Source organism: Pseudofrankia inefficax (genome assembly GCF_000166135.1).
GTDB lineage: Bacteria > Actinomycetota > Actinomycetes > Frankiales > Frankiaceae > Pseudofrankia > Pseudofrankia inefficax.
This window is the reverse complement of sequence record NC_014666.1, coordinates 3,460,932-3,482,984: the sequence shown is the minus strand read 5'-3', so window position 1 is coordinate 3,482,984 and position 22,053 is coordinate 3,460,932. Positions and strand designations below refer to the sequence as shown.

The following is a 22,053-nucleotide window of genomic DNA, read 5'->3' as shown; positions in this document are numbered from 1 at the left end:
CTAGACGTAGGACCAGCGGTTCGCCGGGATCCAGCCGGCGGGCCGCTTCTCCTTGAAGGCGGCCATGCCTTCCTTCGCCTGGGCTCCGGCGAACAGCTCGCTCGACAGGGCGGCCGTCCAGGCGAACGCGTCCTCGACCGGGGCGCCCGGCACCTCGCGCAGCAGCCTCTTGGTGGCGGCGATCGCCTCGCTCCCGCCGGCGAGCAGGTCGTTGACGACGTCCTCCACCTCGGCGTCAAGCCGGTCGCGCGGGACCGCCGCGTTGACGAGGCCGACCCGCGCGGCCTCGTGCGCGCTGACCCGGTTGCCGCGCAGGAACAGCGACCGCGCGTCCGCGGCGCGCAGCTTCGGCAGGCACACGACGGAGATGACGGCCGGCGCGACCCCGACGCGCACCTCGGTGAACCCGAACTTCGCGTCCTCGGCCGCGACCGTGATGTCGAGCGCGGCGACCAGGCCCATCCCGCCGGCGACCGCGTGACCCGCGATGCGCCCGACGTAGGGCTTCGGCGAGTGCGCGAAGCGCCCGAACAGCCGCGGCCCGGTCGGCGCCGGGGTGGCCGGCCGCTCCCCCGCCAGCCGCTGGCCGAGGTTCGCCCCGGCGCAGAACGTCGAGCCGCGATTGGTGATCACGACGACCCGCACCGCCGCGTCGGCGTCCGCCGCGTCGCAGGCCGCGAACAGGTCGGTCATGACGTCGGGGCTCAGCGCGTTGCGCCGTTCCTCGTCCGCGAGCGTGATGGTCATGACGCCGTCTCGGGTGCTGGTCTCGACGAAGCTCATGGCGTTCCTCCCGCTCGGGGCCTCATGGTGGGTGCACCCGCGAAGGCCTGCGCGATCTCCATCCAGCCGCGGGCGGCGGCGCCGGTGACGACGAGTGCGGTGTCGCCGAGGTGCCGCCGCTGCGTGACGACGTGGCAGAAGTCGAGCGCCGTGCCGGCGACCACGTCGGCCGCGCCCTGGGGCCCGAAGGCCCACCGGTCCCCCGAGCGCGCCGTCAGCTCGACCCGGACCGCCCGGTCGGGCATGACGAGACCGCGGTTGGCGTACGACCACTTGCGGGTGTTGACGCCGATCGTCGCGATCTCGCGCAGCCGGTCGGTGTCGGAGGGCGGGGCGCCGACGGTGTCGCGCACGTCCTCGCCGTGGGCCCAGCACTCCATCAGCCGCGCGGAGACGAACGACCGCGCGCCCATGGGCGGCCCGTACCAGACGACCCGGTCGGTGTCGGCGAGGGTGGCGCACGCCCGCGCGAGCCGGACCCGGTTCGCGCGCCACGCGGCGAGGCGGGCGTCGGGCGACTCGTCGCGGCGCAGCGTCGCCTCGTCGACGGTCGGGAACGAGCGCATCACCTTCTCGGCGGCGCGGAACGCCTCGACGTCCTCGATCGCGAGCGCGGCCGTGTCGTCGAAGTAGGCGAGGTGCGCGACCTGGTCGAGGATGCTCCAGCCCGGGCTCGGGGTCCCGAGTGCGAGCCGGTCGGGCGACAGCCCCGACACGACCTCGTCGAGCGCGGTCTGCTCGGCGAGCAGCGCGGTCCTGATCCGGTCGAGATCGGTCATGGCTCGCTCCTCAGGCCGCGCAGGATCAGGTCGGCGACCTCGTCCATCGCGTCCTTGGGTGAGGACCGCAGCGTCGGGATCACCTCCGGGCTCGACAGGACGCTCGCGAGGCCGGCCAGGATCCGGGCGACCGCCGCGGTGTCGACGGGCGCGATGTCGCCGCGCTCGGCGGCCTCGTCGAGCAGGGCCTGGATGACCTCGAACAGGTAGCGCCGATGCCCCTCGGCGAGCGCGTGCGCCGACGGCACGGCGCCCAGGTCGCGGGCGAACGGCTCCGTGCGCTCGCTCACCGCGTCGCTGGCGGCCCGCAGGTACTCGCGCAGGGCCGCCATCGGGGCCATGTCCGGCGTGACGGCGGCCCGCGCGGCGTGGCCGACCCGCCACAGGTTGCGGTCGACCACGATGAGCACCAGCTCGTCGCGGCTCGGTGCCACCGCGTACAAGGTACGCAGCGAGCAGTTGAGCCTGGCGGCGAGGTTGGCCATGGTGAGCTCGGCGAACCCCTCGGCGAACAGCAGGTGCTCGAGCTGGTCGAGCAGGTCACGCTGGCGCCGGCTCAGGGCGCGCTCACGATCGCGGGAGAGCACGGGCTTCGGCCGCGGGATCGACCGCAGGCGTCGGGTGATCCCGGTCTGGTCGGCGTCAACGGTCATCGACACACCATGCCGGTCGCGCGCCGCATGGTCAGCCCGCCTCGGCGAGCAGGGACTCGGGGATGTCGACGACGCGGCCGCGCAGCCACTCCCCGAGGCTCTTGGCCTGCCCGTCCTGCCGGGTCGACGCGGCGACGCCTTCCTCCAGCAGGCCGCGGGCGACGAAGTTCAGGCTGCGCAGGTTCGGCAGGCGGTAGCGGTCGATGGTGAACGCCGCGAGCTCGGGCAGCAGCGCGCGGAGGCGCTCGGTGGTGAGGAACGCGTCGAGCCAGGCCCAGGCGGCATCGGAGCGGACGAAGACCCCGAGGTTCGCGTTGCCGCCCTTGTCGCCGGACCGGGCACCGGCGACGCGTCCGAGCGCTTCCGGGCGCGTCGGGCCGGCAGGCACGCCGGCCGTTGGTTCGGGCGGGGTGACGACGCGCGCCGGTGTCCTGGGGGCGATCGGTTCGATCACGGTGGTCGGCCCGCCCAGCATGACCGCCTCCTGGGGGACCAGCGCGGCGGGGATGAGCGCCGGACGGTAGACGCCGTAGGCCTTGCCGGGCTTGGGGCCGCCGTCCAGGGTGAAGAAGCCGGGGATCGTCGACAGTCCCAGCTCGACGACGGCGTTGCCGATGCAGCGGCCCACCTTGGCCTCGTCGGGGTCCTTCACGGTGAGACGCCAGACGGCGGTCGCCTCCTCGTTGCTGCGGGCGTTGGGGTGGTCGGACCGCACGACGCGGCTGACGACGCTGGCGTAGTCAGCCGGCTCGTAGGGCAGCGCGCGCCAGAACGCCTCCTCGAGGACCGCCGCCTTCTCCTCGATGTCGAGGCCGACCAGGGCGATGTTGACCTCGTTGCGGAAGCCGCCGTGCTCGTTCATCGCGACCTTCAGGGTCCGCGGCGGCGGCTCGCCCCTGGTACCCGACAGCCGCACCCGGTCCGGCCCGGCCTGCTCGACCTCGATGGTGTCGAAGCGGGTGGTCACGTCGGGGCCGAGGTAGGCCGGTGCGCCGATCTCGTAGAGCAGCTGCGAGACGACGGTGCCGACCGAGACCAGACCGCCGGTCCCGTCGTGCTTGCCGATGACCGCCGACCCGTCGCTCGCGATCTCGGCCCACGGGAAGCCGACCCGGGTCAGCCCCGGCACCGTCTGGAAGAACGAGTAGTTGCCGCCGGTGGCCTGCGTGCCGCACTCGATGACGTGTCCCGCCGCGACCGCTCCGGCCAGCGCGTCCCAGTCGTCATGGCGCCAGCCGTGCCGCCAGGCCGCCGGGCCGCACACGATCGCGGCATCGGTGGTCCGCCCGGTGACGACGATGTCGGCGCCCGCGCCGAGCGCCTCGACGATCCCCCAGCAGCCGAGGTAGGCGTTCGCGGTGACGATCCGGGACAGGTCGGCGACCGGTGCGCCGGTGTCGAGGTTGTCGAAGGTCACGCCCTCGTCGGCGAGGTCCTTGAGGCGCGGCATGAGGTCGTCGCCCGTGACATAGGCGATCTTCGGGTGCAGGCCGAGACGCTCGGCCACCTCCTGGACCGCCTGCGCGCAGCCGGCGGGGTCGAGGCCGCCCGCGTTCGCCACGACCTTGATGCCACGGTCCAGGCAGGTGCCCATGACCTGCTCCAGCTGCTGGACGAACGTGCGGGCGTACCCGCCGTCGGGCCGGCGCTGCCGGGTGCGGGACAGGATCAGCATGGTCAACTCGGCGAGCCAGTCGCCGGTGAGGACATCGATCGGGCCGCCCTCGACCATCTCGCGGGCGGCCGTCGAACGGTCCCCGAAGAAGCCGGAGCAGTTCGCGATCCTGATCGGTTCAGCCATCGGTGCGGTCACCTCCTCCGGAGCCGTCGAGGTCGAGGACGAGCAGCAGGGCGCCACTGGCGACCTGCGCCCCGACCGCGACGTGGACCTCGGTGATCACCCCTGTCGCGGGGGCGCTGATGTGGTGCTCCATCTTCATCGCCTCGAGGACGACCAGGGTCTGCGCGGCCTCGACGCGGTCGCCCTTCTCGCAGCGGACGTCGGTGACGGCGCCCGGCATCGGCGCGACGAGCGCCCCCGGCGCGGCCTGCTCGGACGGGGGCGCGAACCTGGGCGTGACGGCGAGCGCGACGGTGCCCGTGGGCAGCTGGACGTAGACGTGCCCGGCGGCGGCCGTGACCCGGTGCGTCGCGCGCCGCCCCGCGACCTCGACGTCGATGTCCTGCCATGACCAGCGGTGCACCCGCGCGGTCTGGCCGTCGTCGAACGCGAAGGACCCGTCGCGGCGACGGCGGTAGCCGAGGGCCACGCCCTCGTCATCCGGGCCGACGAACGCGACGGCCTGCGCGGGCATCGGGGTGTTGCGCCAGCCCGACGGGAGCGAGGCGAGCACGCCGGCCTCGCCGCGGCGTCGGCCGTGCAGCCAGAGCGCGCCGACCGCGGTGGCGCGCGCGAGGTCCGGGGGCGGCGGCGTCGGGCGGACCCGCGCGATGTAGTCGGTGGTCGTGTCGCCGGCGAGGAACGCCTCGTCGCGCAGCGTGGCGACGAGGAAGTCGCGGTTCGTGGTCACGCCGCCGAGGTGCAGCCGCTCCAGCGCCGTGGCGAGCTTCCGCGCCGCGCCCCGGCGGGTCGCGGCGTGCGCGACCACCTTGGCCAGCATCGGGTCGAAGTCGACGCCGACCACCGAGCCGGTCACGACACCGGAGTCCCAGCGGACACCGTCGTCCGCGGCGGGCTCGAACGCGGCGAGCGTGCCGGTCGCGGGCAGGAACCCGGCGGCGACGTCCTCCGCGTAGAGCCGCGCCTCGATGGCGTGGCCAGCCGGCGGCCGCTGCTGGAGCGCCAGCACACCGCCGTCGGCCACCTGCAGCTGGAGGTCGACGAGGTCCACGCCGGTGACCTCCTCGGTCACCGGGTGCTCGACCTGCAGCCGGGTGTTCACCTCCAGGAAGTAGAAGTCGCGGGTCTCGTCGTCGAGGAGGAACTCGACGGTGCCCGTCGACCGGTAGCCCAGTGTCCGCGCGAGTGTCAGCGCCGCCTCGCCCATCCGGGCCCGCAGCCGCGGGGTGACGACCGGCGACGGGGACTCCTCGACGATCTTCTGGTGCCTGCGTTGGATCGAGCATTCGCGTTCGCCGAGGTGGAACAGGTTGCCGTGCGCGTCCCCGACGATCTGGATCTCGACGTGCCGCGAGCGCGCGACGTAGCGCTCGAGGAACACGCGCCCGTCGCCGAACGCGCCCAGGGCCTCGCGTTGCGCCGCGGCGACCGCCTCGGGCAGGTCCTGCGCCCGCTCCACGATCCGCATGCCCTTGCCACCCCCGCCGGCGGCGGCCTTGACCAGCAGCGGGTAGCCGACGCCGGCCGCGTCCGCCGGGTCGTCCGACGACGGCAACGTGGGCACGCCCGCGGCGATCGCGGCCCGCTTCGCGGCGAGCTTGTCGCCCATCGCGGAGATGACCTCGGGAGTGGGGCCGACCCAGGTGAGCCCGGCGTCGATCACCTGCTGGGCGAACGCGGCGTTCTCCGACAGGAACCCGTAGCCCGGGTGGATGGCATCGGCACCGGTCGCGAACGCGGCGGCGACGATGGCCGCGCCGTCCAGGTAGCCGGTCGCCAGGCGGCACGCGTCGTCGGCGTCGGCCACGAACGGGGCGTCGGCGTCGGCGTCGGCGTACACGGCGACGCAGCGGAGGCCGGCCGCGCGGGCGGACCGGAAGACGCGCCGGGCGATCTCGCCTCGGTTCGCGACGAGCAGGGAACGGATCACAGCCGGAACACCCCGTATTCGCGCGAGCCGGAGATCTTGTTGTTCGCGACGGCGGACAGGCACAGCCCGAGGACCGTGCGGGTGTCCCGCGGGTCGATGATGCCGTCGTCACTGATCGCGCTCGTCGCGACCAGGGCGAGCGAGCCGCTCTCCTGCGCCTGTTCGACCTGCGCGGTCATCGCCGCGTCCGCGGCCTCGTCGAACGGCTCACCCCTGCGTTCGGCCCGGCCGCGGCGCACCAGCGACATGACGCCGGCGATCTGCCTGGGCCCCATCACGGCGATCTTCGCCGTCGGCCAGAGGAAGGTGAACCGGTTGCCGAACGCGCGCCCGGACATGCCGTAGGTGCCGGCACCGTAGGACGAGCCGAGGACCACCGTCAGGTGCGGCACGGTCGAGCTGGCGACCGCGTTGATCAGCTGCGATCCCTTCTTCACGACGCCGTCGGCCTCGTACTCGCGGCCGACCATGAAGCCGGTGATGTTCTGCAGGAAGACCAGGGGGACGTCCACCTGGTTGCACAGCTGGATGAAGTGCGCGCCCTTCTGGGCCGAGTCCGGGTAGAGCACGCCGTTGTTGCCGAGGATGCCGACCGGGCGGCCGTGGATCTGGGCCCACCCACAGACGAGGGTCGGCCCGAACCGGCTCTTGAACTCCTCGAACCGGGAGCCGTCGACGACGCGGGCGATGACCTCGCGCACGTCGAGTGGCTGCCGCAGGTCACGGCTCACCAGGCCGAGCAGTTCCTCGGCGTCCTGGAGCGGCTCGTCCGGTGTGGTGGTGGCCGCGGGCGGGCCGGCCTTGCGCCAGTTCAGGTGGGAGACGACCTCGCGGCAGATCCGCAACGCGTCGACCTCGTCGAGGGCTAAGTACTCCCCCAGCCCGGACCGCTCGGCGTGCAGCCTCGACCCGCCGAGCGTCTCGTCGTCGCTGATCTCGCCGGTCGCCATCCGCACGAGCGGCGGCCCGGCGAGGAAGATCTTCGACTGTTCCGCGACGAGGATGACGTAGTCGGACAGGCCTGGCTGGTAGGCGCCGCCGGCCGTCGAGGATCCGAAGACCACGCTGATCGTGGGGATGCCGAGCTTCGACAGCTCGATCAGCTCGTAGAACTGCCGCCCGGTCTCGGCGAAGTGCGACAGGCTGTTCCTGCTCTGCGCGGCCCGCCGGTCCATGCGCAGGTCCCCGCCGGCCGACTCCACGAAGCTCACGTACGGCATGCGGTTCTCGCGCGCGATCTGGATGGCCCGCGCCCACTTCTTCTGCGCGTACGGCGTGAGCGCGCCGGCGTTGACCGACGGGTCGTTGCCCATGATCACGCATTCGACGCCGGCGATGACGCCGATGCCGACGACCATGCCGCCGCCGATCGTGTAGTCGGTACCGAAGGCGGCGAGCGGGCTGATCTCGAGGAACGGGCTGTCCGGGTCGAGGACGGTGGCGATCCGCTCGCGGATCGGCATCTTGCCGCGCGACCGCATCCGCGCGACCGCCTCCGGGCCGCCGCCGGCGACGACCTCCTCGAGCAGCTCGTCGATCTGGGCGATCTGCTCCAGCATCGCCGCGCGATTCGCCTGGAAGCTCTCGGCGGCGGCGTTCGTCGAGGACGCGAGGGGGGCGGCCAGGTGTGCTTGCATGGCCGGACTGTACCGGTAATATTCATGCCAGACAATTACCCATATGAGATCGGCTGCCGGGCCTTCCGCTGGTCGAGCCGAGGACGAGACCGTCAGATCACGGACGAGAGGCGGAACGCGGCGTGGCAGCCATCGAGGTACGAGCTCCAGGGGACGGATCGCTGCGCGTCACGATCAACCGCCCGGACAAGCTCAACGCGTTCACGCCCGAGATGTACCGGGCCCTGCGCGACGCGATCCGCCGGGGCGAGAGCGACCCGGACGTCGAGGTGATCGTCATCGGCGGCTGGCCGCGCGCGTTCGGGACGGGCGCCGACATCGAGGCGCTCGGGCGCCTGCTGGCCGACAGTGACCCGCTGGCGGTGTACGAGTTCCCGGACAGCATGCCCTTCGAGACGATCCGCGACTGCGAGAAGGTCGTCGTCGCCGCCGTCCAGGGCCTGTGCCTCGGCGCCGGGTTCGTCATCGCCGCGCTCTGCGACCTCGTCGTCGCGACGCATGACGCCCGATTCGGCATGCCGGAGGGAAGGCTCGGGTTCTCCGACCCGTTCGGCCCAGCCTGCCTGTTCACCAAGCTGCCGACCGCGTACCTGAAGTACCTGCTGCTCACCGGCGAGCAGATGTCGGCGGACGACGGCTGGCGGCTCGGGTTCATCGCCACCGTGACCGATCCCCCGGCGTTCGAGCCCGCGGTCGACGCGCTGGTCCGCGCGATCCAGCAGACCGGCGGCGGCGCGCGGCGCAACTACAAGAAGTACGTCAACGACCTGCTGCCCCGCGCGGACACCAAGGCGATCTTCGCCGATCTCCGCACCGACGAGGGACGGGCGGCGGTCACCGCGTTCGCCGCGCGACGGCGGGCCAGGTCATGACGGCCCCGGCGGCGGTCGACCCGCTGCGCCACCTGTTCGGACTCGACGGCAAGCGCGCTCTCGTGACCGGCGGCACGAGCGGCATCGGGCTGATGATCGCGCGCGGGCTGCTCCAGGCGGGCGCGCGGGTCGTCGTCACCTCACGCAAGCCGCGGGCGTGCGACGAGGCCGTCGAGGCGCTGTCGGCGTTCGGCCCGGTGAGCGCCGTCCCGGCCGACCTCGCGCGGGTCGAGGAGTGCGACCGGCTCGCCGAGGAGGTGCTCGGCGCGGAGCCGGCCCTGCACATCCTCGTCAACAACGCCGGCGCGACCTGGGGCGCTCCCCTCGCCAGCTTCCCGGCGTCGGCCTGGGACAAGGTGCTGACGCTCAACGTGATGGCGCCGTTCTGGCTGCTGCAGGCGCTGCTTCCCGGGCTGCGCGCGGCGGCCAGCGCCGAGGATCCGGCCCGTGTCGTCAACGTCGGGAGCATGGACGCGATCCGCACGCCGGTCTTTCCGACGTACTCCTACAGCGCCAGCAAGGCAGCGGTCCACCAGCTGACCCGCCATCTCGCCCGCGATCTCGGACCGGACAACATCACCGTCAACGCCGTCGCGCCGGGGCCGTTCCCGTCGCGGATGATGGCGGTCACGCTCGAGGAGCACGGCGGCGCGTTCGCCGCCGCCTCCCCACTCGGCCGAATCGGGCGCGCCGACGACATGGCGGGCTCGGTGGTGTTCCTCGTCAGCCGGGCCGCGTCCTACGTGACCGGCGCGGTCCTGCCCGTCGACGGCGGGATCGCGACGACCGCCACCGGCATGTGACGGCCGCTCAATCGACGGTGATCGCGCCTTCCGGGCAGTTGGTGACCGCGCGGCGAGCCCTGTCCTCGAGCTCGGCCGGAACGACGGCACACAGCACCGTCGCGTAGCCCTCGTCGTCGATGTCGAAGACGTCCGGGGCGATGAGCGCGCAGCGCGCGTGGCCCTGGCAGCGCTGCGCGTCGACCGTGACCTTCATGGTGTCCCGTCCTTCCGCCCCGGTCAGCTCGCCCGCGGCGCGCGGCGCGCGCCGGGCTCGAACGTCAGCGGCAGGTAGTCGATGCCCCAGGCGGGACTCGGCACGCGCCGAACCTCGTCCCCCGGGGTGACGCGGAACTCGCCCAGGCGCGAGAGCAGCTCCTCGAGCGCGATCGTCACGTTCAGCCGCCCGACGTTCGACCCGACGCACCGGTGATGGCCGAGGCCGAACGCGATGTGACGGTTGCGCTCGCGGTCGATGTCGAGGACGTCGGGTCTGTCGAACTCGGCCTCGTCGCGGTTGGCCGCGCCGAGGAACATGAAGACGCGCTCGCCGGCCCTGACCTGCCGGCCGCCGATGACGGTGTCCCGGGTGCACAGGCGGGCGACCCCGCCCACTGGCGAGTCGAAACGCAGGAACTCGTCGATCGCCGTCGGTATCAGGCCCGGGTCGGCGCGCAGACGCCGCTGCAGGTCCGGGCGCTGCGCCATCCGGAACATCGCGTTGTCGATGGTGTCGCCGGTGGTCGAGAACCCGCCGAAGGTCAGGTTCTCGATACAGCCGACGATCTCCTCGTCGCCGACCGGCTCCCCCTCGACCGTGCCGTGCAGCAGCGCGTCGATCAGGTCCTCCTGCCGCGGCGCGCCCCGGCGCCGCTCGAGCAGGTCGCAGATCCAGGCGTGCCACCGCTCCTTGATCGCGGGCGTCGTCTCGTCACGCGGGTGACACAGGATCTGCTCGGTCCACTTCTGGACGGTCCCCGCGTCGGCGTCGTCGGTCCCGAACAGGAAGCGGTAGAGGAAGCGCGCGGGGAACGGCTTGGCGAACTGGCCGGACAGGTCGCAGTGGCCGTCCTCGACGAAGTCGTCGATCAGCTCGGTGACGAACGCGCGGATCTCGGGCGCGAGCGCCATGAGACGCCGCGGGGTGAGTAACGGGTTCAGAATGCGCCGATAGTCCTGCAGCGCGGGCGGGTCGACGTCGATGGGCGGCATCGGGCGGCCCGTCAGCGGCGTGATGCGCTTCGGCGGGACCGACGAGAACGTCTCTGGGTCCAGGCAGATCGCCGCCGCGTCGGCGTAGTTGTTGACGACCCAGAACCCGCCCCACGCGTCGCTGCGCGTGACCGGGCAACGGGCCGGTAACTCGTCGAGCAGCGACTCGCGCAACGCGGGCTCCCGCGGGTCCAGGTAGTCGAAGTGCTCGGCGTAGAACGCGAGGTCCTCCGCCGCGGGGCCCTTGTCCACGCGACCTGTGTCCACGCGACCTCCTTCGCGGCGACCCCGTCGCCAGCATCTTCGATATCAGATACGATATCTCATCTGCAGGATGGCAGTCGCGGCGAGGCCGGTCAACCTGCGCGGCACCCCCGCGCACCCGACGCGACCTGTTTCGAGGAGGGTCAGTGGCGATCTATTCGATGGACCAGGCCGAGTACTGGGTCGAGCCCGAGAGCTTCATCCAGTTCGAGGACATGCGCACGAGCCATCGTCTGCTCGGTGAGGACCCGGGCTCCCCCCGCGTCGTCGTCATGGACATGAAGCCCGGTTTCGTCATCCCCCGCCACGCCCACGGCTGCGAACGCTTCGAGGTCATCGTCCAGGGGTCGCTGTACTCCGGCGACGACGAGCTGCGGGTGGGAACCATCATGCTGGCCCACCCGGGCGAGGTCTACGGCCCGAAGGTCGCCGGCCCCGAAGGCTGCATGACGGTCGAGGTGTTCGCCAGGAACGACACCTCCGCGTCGGAGTTCGAGCTCGACGACGGCACGTTCTTCACGTTCAGCACGACCGCCGACAAGGAGTACCCACCGAACCTGGCGCGCAGGGAGTGGATCGAGGAGCACCAGCGCAAGGCGCGCGAGGGAGCCGCCGCTCTCGCCGTGTCCTGACCGAGCCCGACGACACCGCCCGTGGGCGATCGCGGGTGACTCGCGGTCGCCCGCGGGCCCCCGTCTGGATCAACATCGACCCCGGCCTCGGACGTGGCCCGGTTCGCCGGATGGGAGCCGGGCACATCCAACCGATGGGCGGAACGCGCACCAGCGGGACATGGTGCGCCTCCGACAGTCGCGCTAGGCATCACGTAAGTCACGGTGGGAGATCGGGGGGCGTGGTGGTGGGGCTCCGCATGGCCGGGGGCGCTGTGCCAGGCCGTCGACGCTCGGCCGGTTCGCCCTGGGGGCCGTGGTTGTACTGGCGAGCCGCGGTGGGTGCCACCCTGCTCGTCGGGCTCGCGACCGCGCTCGCGGTTCTGCTGGAGCCGGAGCCCGCCAAGATTGCCATGACGATCCTCAACTTCGTCGCGGAGGTCGCTGCCGCGGTGGCCTGTTTTGGGAGCACCCGGCGCGCCGCCGCCGGGGACCGGCGCTGGCGGGTCCTCATCGGCACGTTCGCGGCCGCGCTCGCGGGGGCCACCCTCGCCACCGTGGTGAGCCTCCTGAAGGGCGACTCGGCCACGTCCCTCGCACCGCCGGAGTCCCTGACACTGGTCGCGTTCTACGGGTTGGCTCTGGCCGGGTTGCTGTGCCTGCCCACCCGCCCCATCGATGGCCGGGCCACGCGCGAGCGGGTGGGCCCGAGCCGTTGGCACGCGATCATCGTGCTGGACAGCGCATTGATCGTCGGTTCGGTGTTCCTGCTGGAATGGGGAACGTCATTGGAGGCAGTCGTCCGGGCGCGCGCACCCGCCCTCGGGCTGCTCCTCCTCGCGCTCGTACAGCAGGTGACGGCGCTGATTCTGGTAGCGACCGTGCTCATGATCGCAACATTCCGCCGGCCGCGGTCCCCCACGACGCTCACGCTGCTAGGGAGCGGCCTGCTGGCCTTCGCCCTCATGGGCAGCATCTTCGTCTACCGCACGGCCCATGGCAGCTACGACATTTCCGCGTGGGCTCTGTTCCCGTGCGTCGTTTCCATGCTGCTGATCACTCTCGCCGCACTTGCGCCTTCGATCCCAGCGGGCCCGGACGATCGAACCGTGCCCGGTTCGCGGGCGATGTGGATGCATGCAGCGCTTCCGTACGCCGCGCTTACCGTCATCGGCCTGCTTATCCTCATCAAGCTGGCGGCGGGGGGACCGCTTGACCGTGTCCAGGCGTATGGCGCGGTGTCACTCCTGGTCCTGGCACTCGTCAGGCAGATGATCACTATGGCCGAGAACACCCAACTGCTCGCTGAGATACGGGAACGTGAGGGCCAGCTGCGTTATCAGGCGTTTCATGACCCCCTGACCGGCCTGGCGAACCGGGCGCTGTTCAGCCGGCGCCTGCGGCAGGCAATGGCAGCCGTCCCCGGCCCAGGCCGCGACAGCGCGGCCGTCGACCGACAGGTCGCCGTTCTGTTCGTGGACCTGGACCACTTCAAGCGGGTCAACGACGCGTTCGGGCACGCCGCCGGCGACGAACTCCTCAAGATCAGCGCGGCCCGGCTGCGCGCCGGAACCCGCACGACCGACACCGTCGCCCGCCTGGGCGGTGACGAGTTCGCGGTCATCCTCGACAGCGCCGGCCCAGACAGGCCAGTCCGCGTCGCTGAACGGCTCACCGCCGCGTTACAGGCACCCTGCGAACTAGCCGGCCAGACCTATGTCCCGCACGCCAGTCTTGGCGTTGTCGCCCTGGACCCGACCGCGCGACAAACCAGCCCGGATGCCCTGCTTCACCAGGCCGACCTGGCGATGTACGCGGCGAAGCGCGAACACGCGGGCAGTCTGGTCGTCTACCAGCCGGGCCTGTGACTCCCACGGCCGGCGAGGTCTCGGGCTCTCGTCAGGCCGACCGGCGTGGCGCTGCGCCGAGCCGACGGGCGTCTCGGCCGGGAACGATCAGGGCCCACCGGGAATCACGAGCCCGCTTTCGTAGGCGAGGACCACGAGCTGGACCCGGGTCGCCAGGTTGTGCTTCGCGAGCAGGCTCGACAGGTGCGACTTGACGGTCAACGGGCTGATGGACAGCCGGTCCGCGATGTCGGCGTTCGCGAGGCCCTCGGCGACGAGGACGAGCACCTCCCGTTCGCGCTCCGTGACGTTGCCGGCCAGGGCCATCGAGGTCTCCTGCCGTCGCGCGGGCGCGTGCGCCTGGGCGTCGATGAGCAGCCGGGTGGCCGAGGGCGCGAGCAGCGCCCCACCGTCGCGGACCAGATGGACGGCGTGGACAAGCGCCGTGGGCTCCATGCCCTTCAGCAGGAAGCCGCTGGCGCCGGCCCGAAGCGCCCCATACACGTAGTCGTCGAGGTCGAACGTGGTCAGGATGAGGACCTGTACGCCCGCCAGCGCCGGGTCCGCGCGGATTCGGCGGGTCGCTTCGATGCCGTCGAGCACCGGCATGCGGATGTCCATGAGCACCACGTCGGGCCGCGTCCTGGTGACCTCCGCGACCGCGTCGGCTCCGGTACCGGCCTGCCCGACGACGTCGATGTCGGGTTCGGCAGCCAGGAGGGCCGCGAAGCCGCTGCGCACGAGGGTCTGGTCGTCGGCGACGACGACCCGGAGGCCAGCGGTCACAGCACGCTGATGGCTGGGGGGTTCACGCCGGCCGGCGGGACCGCGGGCAGCCGCGCGCGGACCAGCCAGCCGCCGGCGCCTGGCCCGGCCGTCAGGGTGCCGCCGAGCGCCTCGGCCCGTTCGGTCATCCCGACGAGGCCGTGCCCAGCCTTCGGCGTGACCGGGGTCGAGCGCCCGAGGCCGTCGTCGTGCACGACGATGCCCACCGCGTCGGGCCCGTGGTCGAGCTCGACCCGGACCCGGGTGGCGCTGGCGTGGCGCAGCACGTTGGTCAGGCTCTCCTGCACGATGCGGTAGCCCGCCTCGGCGACACCGGCCGGAATCGCGGCGGTCGCCGGCGACCCGACGATCTCCACGACGAGCCCCTGTGCCCGAAGCGGCCGGCTGAGTGCCTCGATGCCCTCCGCGGTGAGGGCGGAACCAGCCTCCATGGCGAGCGGGGAGCCGCTCGTCGTGCCCCGAACGTCGGTGCGCAGCGCGCGGACCGTCGCCCGCAGCTCGTCCAGCGCCACCGCGGAGGCCAGCTTGATCTCACGCAGCGCGTCCACCAGCCCCGGGTCGGCGTCCCGGCTGTGCAGGTGCGCGGCGACCCCGGCCTGGGTGTTGATCGCCACGAGCGCGTGCCCGACGCTGTCGTGCAGGTCCCTGGCGAGCCGCAACCTGTTCGCGTCGTAGCGCGCCTGCGCGTCCGCGGCCTGGCGGGCCTGGAGGGCGGCGGCCCGGGCGCGGGTCGTCTCCTGCCGCCACCGCCAGGCGTCCCCGGCCGCGACCGCGGCGAGCACGACCACGGTGTAGGCCACGAACGTCGCCCATCCGGCGTCGTCGGTCCTGGAGAGGACGACGCCGAGGCCGACGCACGGCACCAGGGCGAGGCCGACGACGACGGAGATCTTCCGCGGCCCCTGATGGGCGATGGTCGCGGCGGCCACCATCGTCGTCGTGACGGCGGCGCGGGTCGCGTGCAGCATCGGCAGACCGAGAAGGACGAGGGTCACGGTGACCGCGAACGACGTCACCGGCAGACGGCGCCGGCCGGCGAGCGCGAGGCCGGTGACGACGGCGATCAGCACCTGCCAGGGCGTCGTCGCGTCGCCAGGCCGGCTCAGCGCATGGTCGACGAGCAGGCCGGCCGCCGCCGCCACGCCGATCAGCGCGTCGGCCAGACGGTCCCGCGAGGCTCCCAGCTGCATGGACCGAGAGTAGGCACCTCTCACCCACCTGTCCTCCGCCGTGGGGAGGAGCACGCCGTCCGCCGGGAGGAGGAGCAGCACGGGAGCCGGACCGCCGAATACCTGCTCACGGCCGATGTGCGCGCGAGGGTGCCTTCCTAGCGTCGTCGCCGAGCCGGACCAGCCGGCCGGAAACGAGGGCCACGTGCACCGCATCTCTGAATGGATCATGAAGCATCGACGGTTGGTGCTGTTTGGTTGGCTCGCCGTCTTCGTGGTCGGCCTCGTGCTGGCCCCGACCGTGTCAGGCCGGCTGCGCAGTGGCCTCGCGCTGTCGAGCCCCGGCTTCACCGCGAACGAGAACCTCGCCCGCCAGTTCGGCGGCGCCGGGATCAATCCCAGCGTCCTGCTGCTGACCTTTCCGAAAGGGACCACCGCCGACGCGCCCGGCGCGACCGCGGCACTGCGCGCCGTCGAGGCGACCATCCCCCATGACCAGGGAATCCGCTCGGTCTCCTACCTGACGACGCACGCGCCCGCGCTGCTGGGCGCCGGCCACCAGTCGACGGTGGTGCTGCTCTACCCCGCGGACGCGCAGACCGACACCGTCGACACGGCGGTCATGGACCGGCTGGCGCACGCCGCCACGACGGCGCTGCCCGGCACCCGGACGGACGTCACCGGCGTCGAGCAGCTGGCCGCCGGCGGCGGCTCCGGCGGCACCAGCGTCCTCGTCGAGGTCGTCATCGGGGCGGCACTGGCTCTGGTCATCCTCGCCTGGGTCTTCGGGTCCTTCCTGGCCGTGCTGCCGCTGCTGACAGGGCTCGTGTCGATCGTGACGATGCTGCTGGCGGTCCTCGGCCTGACCTACGTGTTCCCCGGCACGAGGTTCAACCCGTCGATCGAGGCGATCGTGGCGATCCTCGGCCTCGGCATGTCGATCGACTACGCGCTGCTCGTCGTCACCCGGTGGCGGGAGAGCCGCGCGGCCGGCCTCGACAACGACCAGGCGGTTCGGGCCGCGACGGTCCGGGCCGGTCACGCGGTCCTCGTCAGCGGGCTGACCGCGAGCGTCGGCCTGGTCGGGCTCGTCGTGATCCCTGTGTCGTTCGTGCGCGGGGTGGCCGTCGCCGGCCTGTTCATCCCGTCGATCGCCGCGCTCGTCTCGGTGAGCCTGCTCCCGGCCCTGCTGCGCGCCTTCGGGCCCGCGCTCGACAGGTTCCGGTGGCGGCGCCGGGATGGCGACCGGCTGTGGCGGGGCTGGGCACGGGGCGTCGTGCGCCGGCGCTGGGCCGCGGCCGCGGTGGGCGCCGCCGTCCTCATCCTGCTCGCCGTGATGACGACCGCGATCAACATCGCGCTGCCCTCGCTGCGTTCCCTGTCCTCGGGCGGCCCGGCCCGCACCGGCCTCACCCAGCTCACCGCGGACGGCTTCCCCGACGGGACGCTCACGACCCTTCCGGTCCTGGTCCGTCCCGGCCTCGACCCCGCAGCCGTCGGCGACCGGCTCGCCACGGCCAAGGGGGTCGTCGGAGTCCTGCGGCCCACCGACGCGCAGTGGCGGGCCGCCGACGGCACCTCCGTCGTGTTCGCGATGCCGGCCCGGCAGATCGGGGAGGCGGGCCAGGGCTCTGTCCTCGCGGGCATCCGGGCCGCGGCACCGAGCGCGGACGCCGTCGGGGGCAACGAGATCCTGCAGCACGACAACTCACATGCGGTCTACCACGCGTTCCCCTACGCCCTGATCCTGGTCGCCGCCATCACGTTCCTGTTCCTCGCCCGCGCGCTGCGGTCGGTCGTGCTGCCCCTCAAGGCGGTCCTGCTGAACCTGCTCTCGGTGGCCGCGACCTACGGCTGCGTGGTCATCCTGTGGCAGTGGGGCCACGGTCTGCACGCCCTGTTCGGGCTGAACAGCAGCGGCGCGGTCAACGGCCTCGCACCCGTCCTGCTGTTCGGCTTCCTGTTCGGCCTGTCCATGGACTACGAGGTGTTCATCCTCAGCCGCATCCAGGAAGCCCACGACGACGGAGCCTCGACCGACGAAGCCGTCGTGGAGGGCCTCGCGCGGACCGGCCGCCTGGTCACCTGCGCCGCGCTGATCCTGTTCGCCACGCTCGTCGCCCTGGCATCGGCGTCGGACCCCGTCGTGAAGATCATCGCGAGCGGCCTGGCGATCGGCGTCGTGCTGGACGCCACCATCGTGCGGTCGCTGCTGGCCCCGGCGCTGGTAAGCCTGTTCGACCAGGCCAACTGGTGGTGGCCCGGGTGGCTCGACCGGACCCTCGGCCGGCCACTCACCCGCACCCGACCGGCCGCCAGGGGCGCTAGCCCGGTGGCGAACGTCGCACAGCGAGCCGCGCTGCCCGACGACCCGGTCCTGGCCCGGCCCAGCACCGGCGAGTCAGGAGGCGCGCACTAGCCAACCGAGCTCGCGGGCGGCGCCGCCGAAACGGCGCCGCCCGCCGGGCCGGCCTGCCCGTCCAGTCCGCTGGTGCTCATCCGCGGGGAACGCGCACGTGAGACCCCCGACCGGGCCCTGTCTACTCGCCGCGCAGCTCCACCCGGCCGTGCGTGAGGACCGCGCGTCCATCCGAGATCGCCTCGAAGGCATAGCTGCGTCCGCCAGCCTCGTAGACGCCGACCCGTAGGTCCGCGCCGACGAAGGCCGGCGCGGCGAACCGCACCGCGACTCGCCGCACCCGATCCGGATCGCCGCCGGCCACCGCGTCGACGACCGCCCGCGCGCCCAGCGCCATCGTGCACAGCCCGTGCAGGAACGGCCGGTCGAATCCGCTGCGGCGGGCGGCGGCCGCGTCGAAATGGTGGTCCGACCAGTCTCCCGACACCTCCGCGTAGCGGCGCGGCATATCGGCATCGACCGTCGTCGTGTACTCCCCCACCGGGCGCCGGCGTGCGCCGGCGGGAAAGGCGTGGTCGGGCAGGGGCGCCCCGGCCGCCGCGCAGCCGGCGTTCAGATAGACGGTCGTCCACAGCTGCTCGGCGACGACCTCGTCGCGCTCGTCCACCGTCGAATAGCGCAAGGTGACCAGAGCGTTCCGGCCCGCCGGGCGAGCCGCGAAGCGGTGTACCCAGGTCCGCAGTGGCTCGTCGGGAACCAGCGGCCGGTGCAGCACGACATCGTGCTCGCCGTGCACCCCGCCCGAGGCGGCCGCCAGCAGGTCCTCGCTGACCAGCGCCGAGCGGCCAGCCTCCTGCGCCGCCCAGATCTGGGTCACCACCGCGACCGCAGGCACCGCCAGGCCGGCCCGGGGCCGCTCCGACCGCTCACCGGTGGCGCTGGCGTAACGGCGGATGAGGTCGGCGCTCAGGCACCCCGGAAACGGGCCGATCGCGTCCTCGGCGAGGGCATCGGCGTCGATCACACCAGTGTCACTCCATCCCACGCGGCGGTCGGCTCATGTCACAACGTGGCCTCGACCGGATCAGGGCGCCACCGATACCGCGTCGGTCCGCCGACCTGCCGGTCGTCAGCAGGTGGCACTCGGCGATGCGGACTGGCCGAAATCGGCGCTGGTGCGGTCGACGACGAACCTCGCCTGCACCCGAGCGTGCGCCGCCTCCGCGTCACGTTGCTGCTCGACGGCCAGCGCCACCTGCGGGAGGGCCAGCACGAGGCCGAGCAGCCGCGCGTCGGCTTCACCGAGATCGGCGAGCGGCCGAGCGTCGAGATAGCCCAGGGCCGGCGCGAGCAACTCCTTGGCCACGTCGTAGAACGCCTCCAGTTCCGGCAGACGGCTCCGCACTCGCAGCCCAACCCGCTGCCCGCGGGTATCCGCCACCCAGTGGCCGGTGAATGGCTCCAACGCCTCGAACCCGGGCGGGAGCTGGCCCTGGCTCATCGGACGTCGGTGCGGGCCGGCACGGTGGAACGCCCCGTCAGGTAGGTGCGGACCATCTCGGCCACGTTCTCATGGAGTTGACGGCACAACGCTTCCTGCGCCCCGAAGTGGATGTGCTCGAGCGCGCCCGACCGCAGTCCACGCTGGTTCGCCTCGATCACCTCGACGTCCTCGACGTGCACGTCCATGAGAGACGACGCGGTGTACTCGCGGCTGAACCGAGCCGAGGCCGAGGTGTCGTCGCCGGCCCGGTAGACCCGGACCACCAGCCGGGTGCGCTCGGTGTCGAGAGGCCAGAACTGCATGGTGAACGTGTTGAAGCCTCCCAGCGGCTCGATGTAGAGGTTCGGGAACAGGTGAAAGAAGTCGAAGTTGCCGCGGCACGGCGCGTCGTCGGCCGGTGGCGCCGCCCGCATCGCCGTGGCCCGGACGTCGGACAGCGCCGCTCCGGGCGGGATCCAGTGCGTCCCGCCGCCGTGGCGACCGTGGAAACGGAAACTCGAGTTGTAGCCGAAGGGGTTCTCGCGGGAGGTCGCCCGCCCGCCCGATGACGGCCGATGCACCCAGCGCACGTGATAGTTCTCCTGGAAGTTGTGCGCGGCCGTCTTCCAGTTGGCCGCCACGTCGCAGGAGTACTGCTCGAAGTCGGTGAAGCGGGCGAAGCCGATCCGTTCGAGGTCGTCGCCGAACGGACCCAGCGACTCCTGGAGCGACTGCGCCGGCGCGGCGTCGAGATGGACGAACAGGAAGCCGGCGCAGGTGTCGACGGCGATCGGTCGCAGCCCGCAGGCGGACCGGTCGAGATCGTAGAAACGCTTCTCGTCAGGTACGGCCCGCAGCGTGCCGTCGGTGCCGAAGTTCCACATGTGGTACCGGCAGCTGAACGATCGGGCCTCGCCGGCATCCTCGGCGACCAGCTCGTTGCCGCGGTGCGGGCACACGTTGTGGAACGCGCGCAGTACGCCGTCCGGCGACCGGGTTATCAGCACGGATGCTCGGGCGACGCCGATCCGGCGGACGAGGAACGGGTCGGTTCCCGTCAGCTCGCTCACCCGCCCGACATGCAGCCAGCTGCGCCTGAAGACGGCCTCCCGCTCCAGTTCGTGGTACTCACGGTCGTAGTACGGAGCCGTCGGCACCGGTCCGGTGCCGAGGAACGCCAGTTCCTCGTTCGACACAGCCTGGAAAGATTCAGCGGCAGATAACATCGCAGGCCTCTCGTCGCCTTAGCATTGCCGAGCTTCCTGGAGGGGAACCGGCGCCACCGGGCCGAGGTGCTCCGCCGGGAAAGCCCGCTCGAGCGCGTCCAGTGCGTTGTTCATGATGGTCCGGACCCGAGGCCCCACAATGCTCGGTCTCTGCCCGTCGATCAGCCCGTCCTGCATGACGGTCTGCCGGAGGGCCAGTATGCCGGTCACCATCGCCGCGCACGCCGCGGAGCCGGTCACCTCGGCCAGCGGCGCCATCCAGGACAACAGGATCGACGCCCGCCGCGCGGTCAGCGCCGGCGACCGCCGTTCGCAGGCGGCCCGTTCGCGCAGCGCGTTCCACCAGCTGTCGTCAACCGACGCCCAGGGTAACGAGCCCGCCAGTATCGGGCTGTCGACGAGCAGCGGTCGAAGCGCCGCGGCGGACGAGGCAGGACCGCGCTCCGAGAGGGCCGTCACCAGTTCGTCACAGCTGGCCGGCTCGGCGTCGAAGAACATGTCCTCCTTGGCCCTGAAGTAGTTCAGGACCGTATTGACGGACACGTCGGCCGCGGCAGCGATCTCGACCAGCCTCACGTTCTCGAAGCCGTGTTGCTCGAACAGCCGCGTCGCGCCGGCGGAGATGCGCTGCCGGGTCTCGGTGCGTTTGCGCTCCCGGAGACCTGCCATGATCGGTGACTCGCTCTCAGATCCCGACCCGTTGGGCCAGCAGGTCGCGGTGAAACGCCGAGTCGCCGAACAGCAGCTGCGAGCTCTTGGCGCGCCGGAGATAGAGGTGCGCGGGATGTTCCCAGGTGAATCCGATCCCACCGTGCAGCTGGATGTTCACCCCGGCGCAGCGTACGTAGGCCTCGGAGCAGTAGGCCTTGGCGAGACTGGCCGCCACCTGCTGCTCGTCGCTGTCCGCGGCGGCGGTCCAGAGTCCGTAGTACGCCGCCGACCTCGCGCACTCGACGTCGACGAGCATGTTCGCGCAGCTGTGCTTGACGGCCTGGAACGAGCCGATGGCCCGGCCGAACTGGTGCCGGACCTTGACGTAGTCGACGGCCATCTCCATGACCCGCGCCGCTCCCCCGACCTGTTCGGCCGCCAGTCCGACCGCGGCGAGATCGAGTACCCGGGACAGAACCGGCCAGCCGCCGTCCTCGACGCCGATCAGCCGGGCGCGGACACCGGAGAACTCCAGCCGGGCCTGTTTCCGGGTGAGATCCATGGTCGCCATCGCCGTCGTGGCGAGACCTGGCGCCGCGCCGTCGACCACGAACAGGCTCACGCCGCCGGAGGTGCGCGCGGCGACCACGAGGACATCGGCGGTACCGCCGTCGATGACGAAGCTCTTGTGGCCGTCGAGCGTCCAGCCGGCCGCCGAGCGGTGGGCGCGCAGCGCGATGCCGCCTTCATCCCACCGGCCGTCGTCCTCGGTGAGCGCGAGCGTTCCTCGGAGCTGACCCGACGCGAGGCCCGGCAGATAGTCCGCCTTGGCCGCCTCGTCGCCGCTGTGCAGGAGGGCGTACGAGGCGAGCAGGACGCTGGAGAAGTACGGCGCGCACAGCAGTGCTCTGCCGGCCTCCTCCAGGACGACGCCGACCTCCGCGATGCCGCAACCGGCGCCGCCGTACTCCTCGGGGATCGCGAGGCCCAGTATCCCGAGGTCCTCGCCCATCTCCTTCCAGACCGTCGGGTCGAAGCCATCCGAGGTCTCCATGAGGCGACGGACGTCGGGCTCCGGAGATCGGTCCGCGAGGAAGCCGCGGACCACGGCCCGCAGCTCGTCCTGCTCGGTACTGAACGCGAAGTCCACGCCGGTGTCTCCCGTGTCAGAGGGCTGGTCGATGCCCGCCGCGAGGTCAAGCTAGCTT

The 22,053-nt window shown here is 72.1% G+C and carries 20 protein-coding genes; 5 read left to right on the top strand and 15 right to left on the bottom strand.

Annotated elements, in window-relative coordinates; genetic code table 11:
- Genes FRAEUI1C_RS14320 through FRAEUI1C_RS14295 form a run of 6 tightly spaced genes read right to left on the bottom strand, consistent with a single transcriptional unit; the run spans nucleotide 1 to nucleotide 7,583 of the window.
- Nucleotides 1–783, bottom strand: a complete 783-nt coding sequence (locus tag FRAEUI1C_RS14320; protein WP_013424024.1) for an enoyl-CoA hydratase/isomerase family protein — start codon at nucleotides 781–783, stop codon at nucleotides 1–3.
- A complete protein-coding gene (locus FRAEUI1C_RS14315; protein ID WP_013424023.1) occupies nucleotides 780–1,562 on the bottom strand; it encodes a TIGR03084 family metal-binding protein in 783 nt (260 codons plus the stop codon). The genes FRAEUI1C_RS14320 and FRAEUI1C_RS14315 overlap by 4 nt, the downstream gene beginning before the upstream one ends.
- Entirely contained in the window at nucleotides 1,559–2,215 is a 657-nt protein-coding gene (locus FRAEUI1C_RS36270) for a TetR/AcrR family transcriptional regulator (protein WP_013424022.1), read from the bottom strand. Before FRAEUI1C_RS36270 ends, FRAEUI1C_RS14315 begins: the two co-directional genes overlap by 4 nt.
- A 31-nt stretch (nucleotides 2,216–2,246) precedes the next feature.
- The gene (locus tag FRAEUI1C_RS14305; RefSeq protein WP_013424021.1) at nucleotides 2,247–4,016 is read right to left on the bottom strand and encodes an acyclic terpene utilization AtuA family protein; all 1,770 of its coding nucleotides are present in this window, start codon (nucleotides 4,014–4,016) and stop codon (nucleotides 2,247–2,249) included.
- Nucleotides 4,009–5,946 carry an ATP-binding protein gene (locus FRAEUI1C_RS14300; RefSeq protein WP_013424020.1) on the bottom strand — a complete coding sequence of 646 codons (1,938 nt, stop codon included), beginning with the start codon at nucleotides 5,944–5,946 and terminating at the stop codon, nucleotides 4,009–4,011. The genes FRAEUI1C_RS14305 and FRAEUI1C_RS14300 overlap by 8 nt, the downstream gene beginning before the upstream one ends.
- Complete coding sequence (locus FRAEUI1C_RS14295) at nucleotides 5,943–7,583, bottom strand: acyl-CoA carboxylase subunit beta (protein WP_013424019.1); 1,641 nt, start codon at nucleotides 7,581–7,583, stop codon at nucleotides 5,943–5,945. Before FRAEUI1C_RS14295 ends, FRAEUI1C_RS14300 begins: the two co-directional genes overlap by 4 nt.
- Before the next feature lie 122 nt (nucleotides 7,584–7,705).
- On the opposite strand from FRAEUI1C_RS14295, the gene FRAEUI1C_RS36265 reads away from it, so the two are divergent.
- Entirely contained in the window at nucleotides 7,706–8,455 is a 750-nt protein-coding gene (locus tag FRAEUI1C_RS36265; RefSeq protein ID WP_013424018.1) for an enoyl-CoA hydratase/isomerase family protein, read from the top strand.
- Nucleotides 8,452–9,258, top strand: a complete 807-nt coding sequence (locus FRAEUI1C_RS14285; protein WP_013424017.1) for an SDR family oxidoreductase — start codon at nucleotides 8,452–8,454, stop codon at nucleotides 9,256–9,258. Before FRAEUI1C_RS36265 ends, FRAEUI1C_RS14285 begins: the two co-directional genes overlap by 4 nt.
- A gap of 7 nt (nucleotides 9,259–9,265) precedes the next feature.
- Here the strand turns inward: FRAEUI1C_RS14285 and FRAEUI1C_RS14280 are convergent, their stop codons facing one another.
- Nucleotides 9,266–9,454, bottom strand: a complete 189-nt coding sequence (locus tag FRAEUI1C_RS14280) for a ferredoxin (protein ID WP_013424016.1) — start codon at nucleotides 9,452–9,454, stop codon at nucleotides 9,266–9,268.
- Between the two features lie 23 nt (nucleotides 9,455–9,477).
- Nucleotides 9,478–10,716 carry a cytochrome P450 gene (locus FRAEUI1C_RS14275; RefSeq protein ID WP_013424015.1) on the bottom strand — a complete coding sequence of 413 codons (1,239 nt, stop codon included), beginning with the start codon at nucleotides 10,714–10,716 and terminating at the stop codon, nucleotides 9,478–9,480.
- 143 nt (nucleotides 10,717–10,859) lie between these two features.
- On the opposite strand from FRAEUI1C_RS14275, the gene FRAEUI1C_RS14270 reads away from it, so the two are divergent.
- Nucleotides 10,860–11,345, top strand: coding sequence for a cupin domain-containing protein (locus tag FRAEUI1C_RS14270; protein WP_013424014.1), 486 nt, complete (start codon nucleotides 10,860–10,862; stop codon nucleotides 11,343–11,345).
- Nucleotides 11,346–11,584: 239 nt separating this feature from the next.
- Nucleotides 11,585–13,192 (top strand): diguanylate cyclase domain-containing protein, encoded by a 1,608-nt coding sequence (locus tag FRAEUI1C_RS14265; protein WP_041260792.1) that lies wholly within the window; start codon nucleotides 11,585–11,587, stop codon nucleotides 13,190–13,192.
- 87 nt (nucleotides 13,193–13,279) lie between these two features.
- Here FRAEUI1C_RS14265 and FRAEUI1C_RS14260 read toward each other — a convergent pair whose 3' ends face one another.
- Nucleotides 13,280–13,957, bottom strand: coding sequence for a response regulator transcription factor (locus tag FRAEUI1C_RS14260; RefSeq protein WP_013424012.1), 678 nt, complete (start codon nucleotides 13,955–13,957; stop codon nucleotides 13,280–13,282).
- Complete coding sequence (locus tag FRAEUI1C_RS14255) at nucleotides 13,954–15,147, bottom strand: sensor histidine kinase (RefSeq protein WP_041259308.1); 1,194 nt, start codon at nucleotides 15,145–15,147, stop codon at nucleotides 13,954–13,956. Before FRAEUI1C_RS14255 ends, FRAEUI1C_RS14260 begins: the two co-directional genes overlap by 4 nt.
- Nucleotides 15,148–15,373: 226 nt before the next feature.
- Between FRAEUI1C_RS14255 and FRAEUI1C_RS14250 the strand changes: the two genes are divergently transcribed.
- Nucleotides 15,374–17,545, top strand: a complete 2,172-nt coding sequence (locus FRAEUI1C_RS14250; protein WP_049806901.1) for an MMPL family transporter — start codon at nucleotides 15,374–15,376, stop codon at nucleotides 17,543–17,545.
- Nucleotides 17,546–17,666: 121 nt separating this feature from the next.
- On the opposite strand, the gene FRAEUI1C_RS14245 is transcribed toward FRAEUI1C_RS14250, so the two are convergent.
- From FRAEUI1C_RS14245 to FRAEUI1C_RS14225, 5 genes are all read right to left on the bottom strand, one after another.
- Complete coding sequence (locus tag FRAEUI1C_RS14245; protein WP_013424009.1) at nucleotides 17,667–18,509, bottom strand: MaoC/PaaZ C-terminal domain-containing protein; 843 nt, start codon at nucleotides 18,507–18,509, stop codon at nucleotides 17,667–17,669.
- A 105-nt stretch (nucleotides 18,510–18,614) separates the two neighbouring features.
- Nucleotides 18,615–18,986, bottom strand: a complete 372-nt coding sequence (locus FRAEUI1C_RS14240; RefSeq protein ID WP_013424008.1) for a hypothetical protein — start codon at nucleotides 18,984–18,986, stop codon at nucleotides 18,615–18,617.
- Complete coding sequence (locus FRAEUI1C_RS14235) at nucleotides 18,983–20,164, bottom strand: aromatic ring-hydroxylating oxygenase subunit alpha (protein WP_198318753.1); 1,182 nt, start codon at nucleotides 20,162–20,164, stop codon at nucleotides 18,983–18,985. Before FRAEUI1C_RS14235 ends, FRAEUI1C_RS14240 begins: the two co-directional genes overlap by 4 nt.
- Before the next feature lie 48 nt (nucleotides 20,165–20,212).
- The gene (locus FRAEUI1C_RS14230) at nucleotides 20,213–20,863 is read right to left on the bottom strand and encodes a TetR/AcrR family transcriptional regulator (protein WP_013424006.1); all 651 of its coding nucleotides are present in this window, start codon (nucleotides 20,861–20,863) and stop codon (nucleotides 20,213–20,215) included.
- Between the two features lie 16 nt (nucleotides 20,864–20,879).
- On the bottom strand, nucleotides 20,880–21,995 hold the full coding sequence (locus FRAEUI1C_RS14225; protein WP_013424005.1) for an acyl-CoA dehydrogenase family protein: 1,116 nt from the start codon (nucleotides 21,993–21,995) through the stop codon (nucleotides 20,880–20,882).
- Nucleotides 21,996–22,053: the final 58 nt, after the last annotated feature.

What these genes read in the sequence shown, in the direction of transcription:
- FRAEUI1C_RS14265 (WP_041260792.1), top strand. Translation starts at nt 11,585, where the DNA reads ATGGCCGGGGGCGCTGTGCCAGGCCGTCGACGCTCGGCCGGTTCGCCC.
- FRAEUI1C_RS14305 (WP_013424021.1), bottom strand. Translation starts at nt 4,016, where the DNA reads ATGGCTGAACCGATCAGGATCGCGAACTGCTCCGGCTTCTTCGGGGAC.
- FRAEUI1C_RS14295 (WP_013424019.1), bottom strand. Translation starts at nt 7,583, where the DNA reads ATGCAAGCACACCTGGCCGCCCCCCTCGCGTCCTCGACGAACGCCGCC.
- FRAEUI1C_RS14240 (WP_013424008.1), bottom strand. Translation starts at nt 18,986, where the DNA reads ATGAGCCAGGGCCAGCTCCCGCCCGGGTTCGAGGCGTTGGAGCCATTC.
- FRAEUI1C_RS14320 (WP_013424024.1), bottom strand. Translation starts at nt 783, where the DNA reads ATGAGCTTCGTCGAGACCAGCACCCGAGACGGCGTCATGACCATCACG.
- FRAEUI1C_RS14315 (WP_013424023.1), bottom strand. Translation starts at nt 1,562, where the DNA reads ATGACCGATCTCGACCGGATCAGGACCGCGCTGCTCGCCGAGCAGACC.
- FRAEUI1C_RS14280 (WP_013424016.1), bottom strand. Translation starts at nt 9,454, where the DNA reads ATGAAGGTCACGGTCGACGCGCAGCGCTGCCAGGGCCACGCGCGCTGC.
- FRAEUI1C_RS14230 (WP_013424006.1), bottom strand. Translation starts at nt 20,863, where the DNA reads ATGGCAGGTCTCCGGGAGCGCAAACGCACCGAGACCCGGCAGCGCATC.
- FRAEUI1C_RS36270 (WP_013424022.1), bottom strand. Translation starts at nt 2,215, where the DNA reads ATGACCGTTGACGCCGACCAGACCGGGATCACCCGACGCCTGCGGTCG.
- FRAEUI1C_RS14285 (WP_013424017.1), top strand. Translation starts at nt 8,452, where the DNA reads ATGACGGCCCCGGCGGCGGTCGACCCGCTGCGCCACCTGTTCGGACTC.
- FRAEUI1C_RS14255 (WP_041259308.1), bottom strand. Translation starts at nt 15,147, where the DNA reads ATGCAGCTGGGAGCCTCGCGGGACCGTCTGGCCGACGCGCTGATCGGC.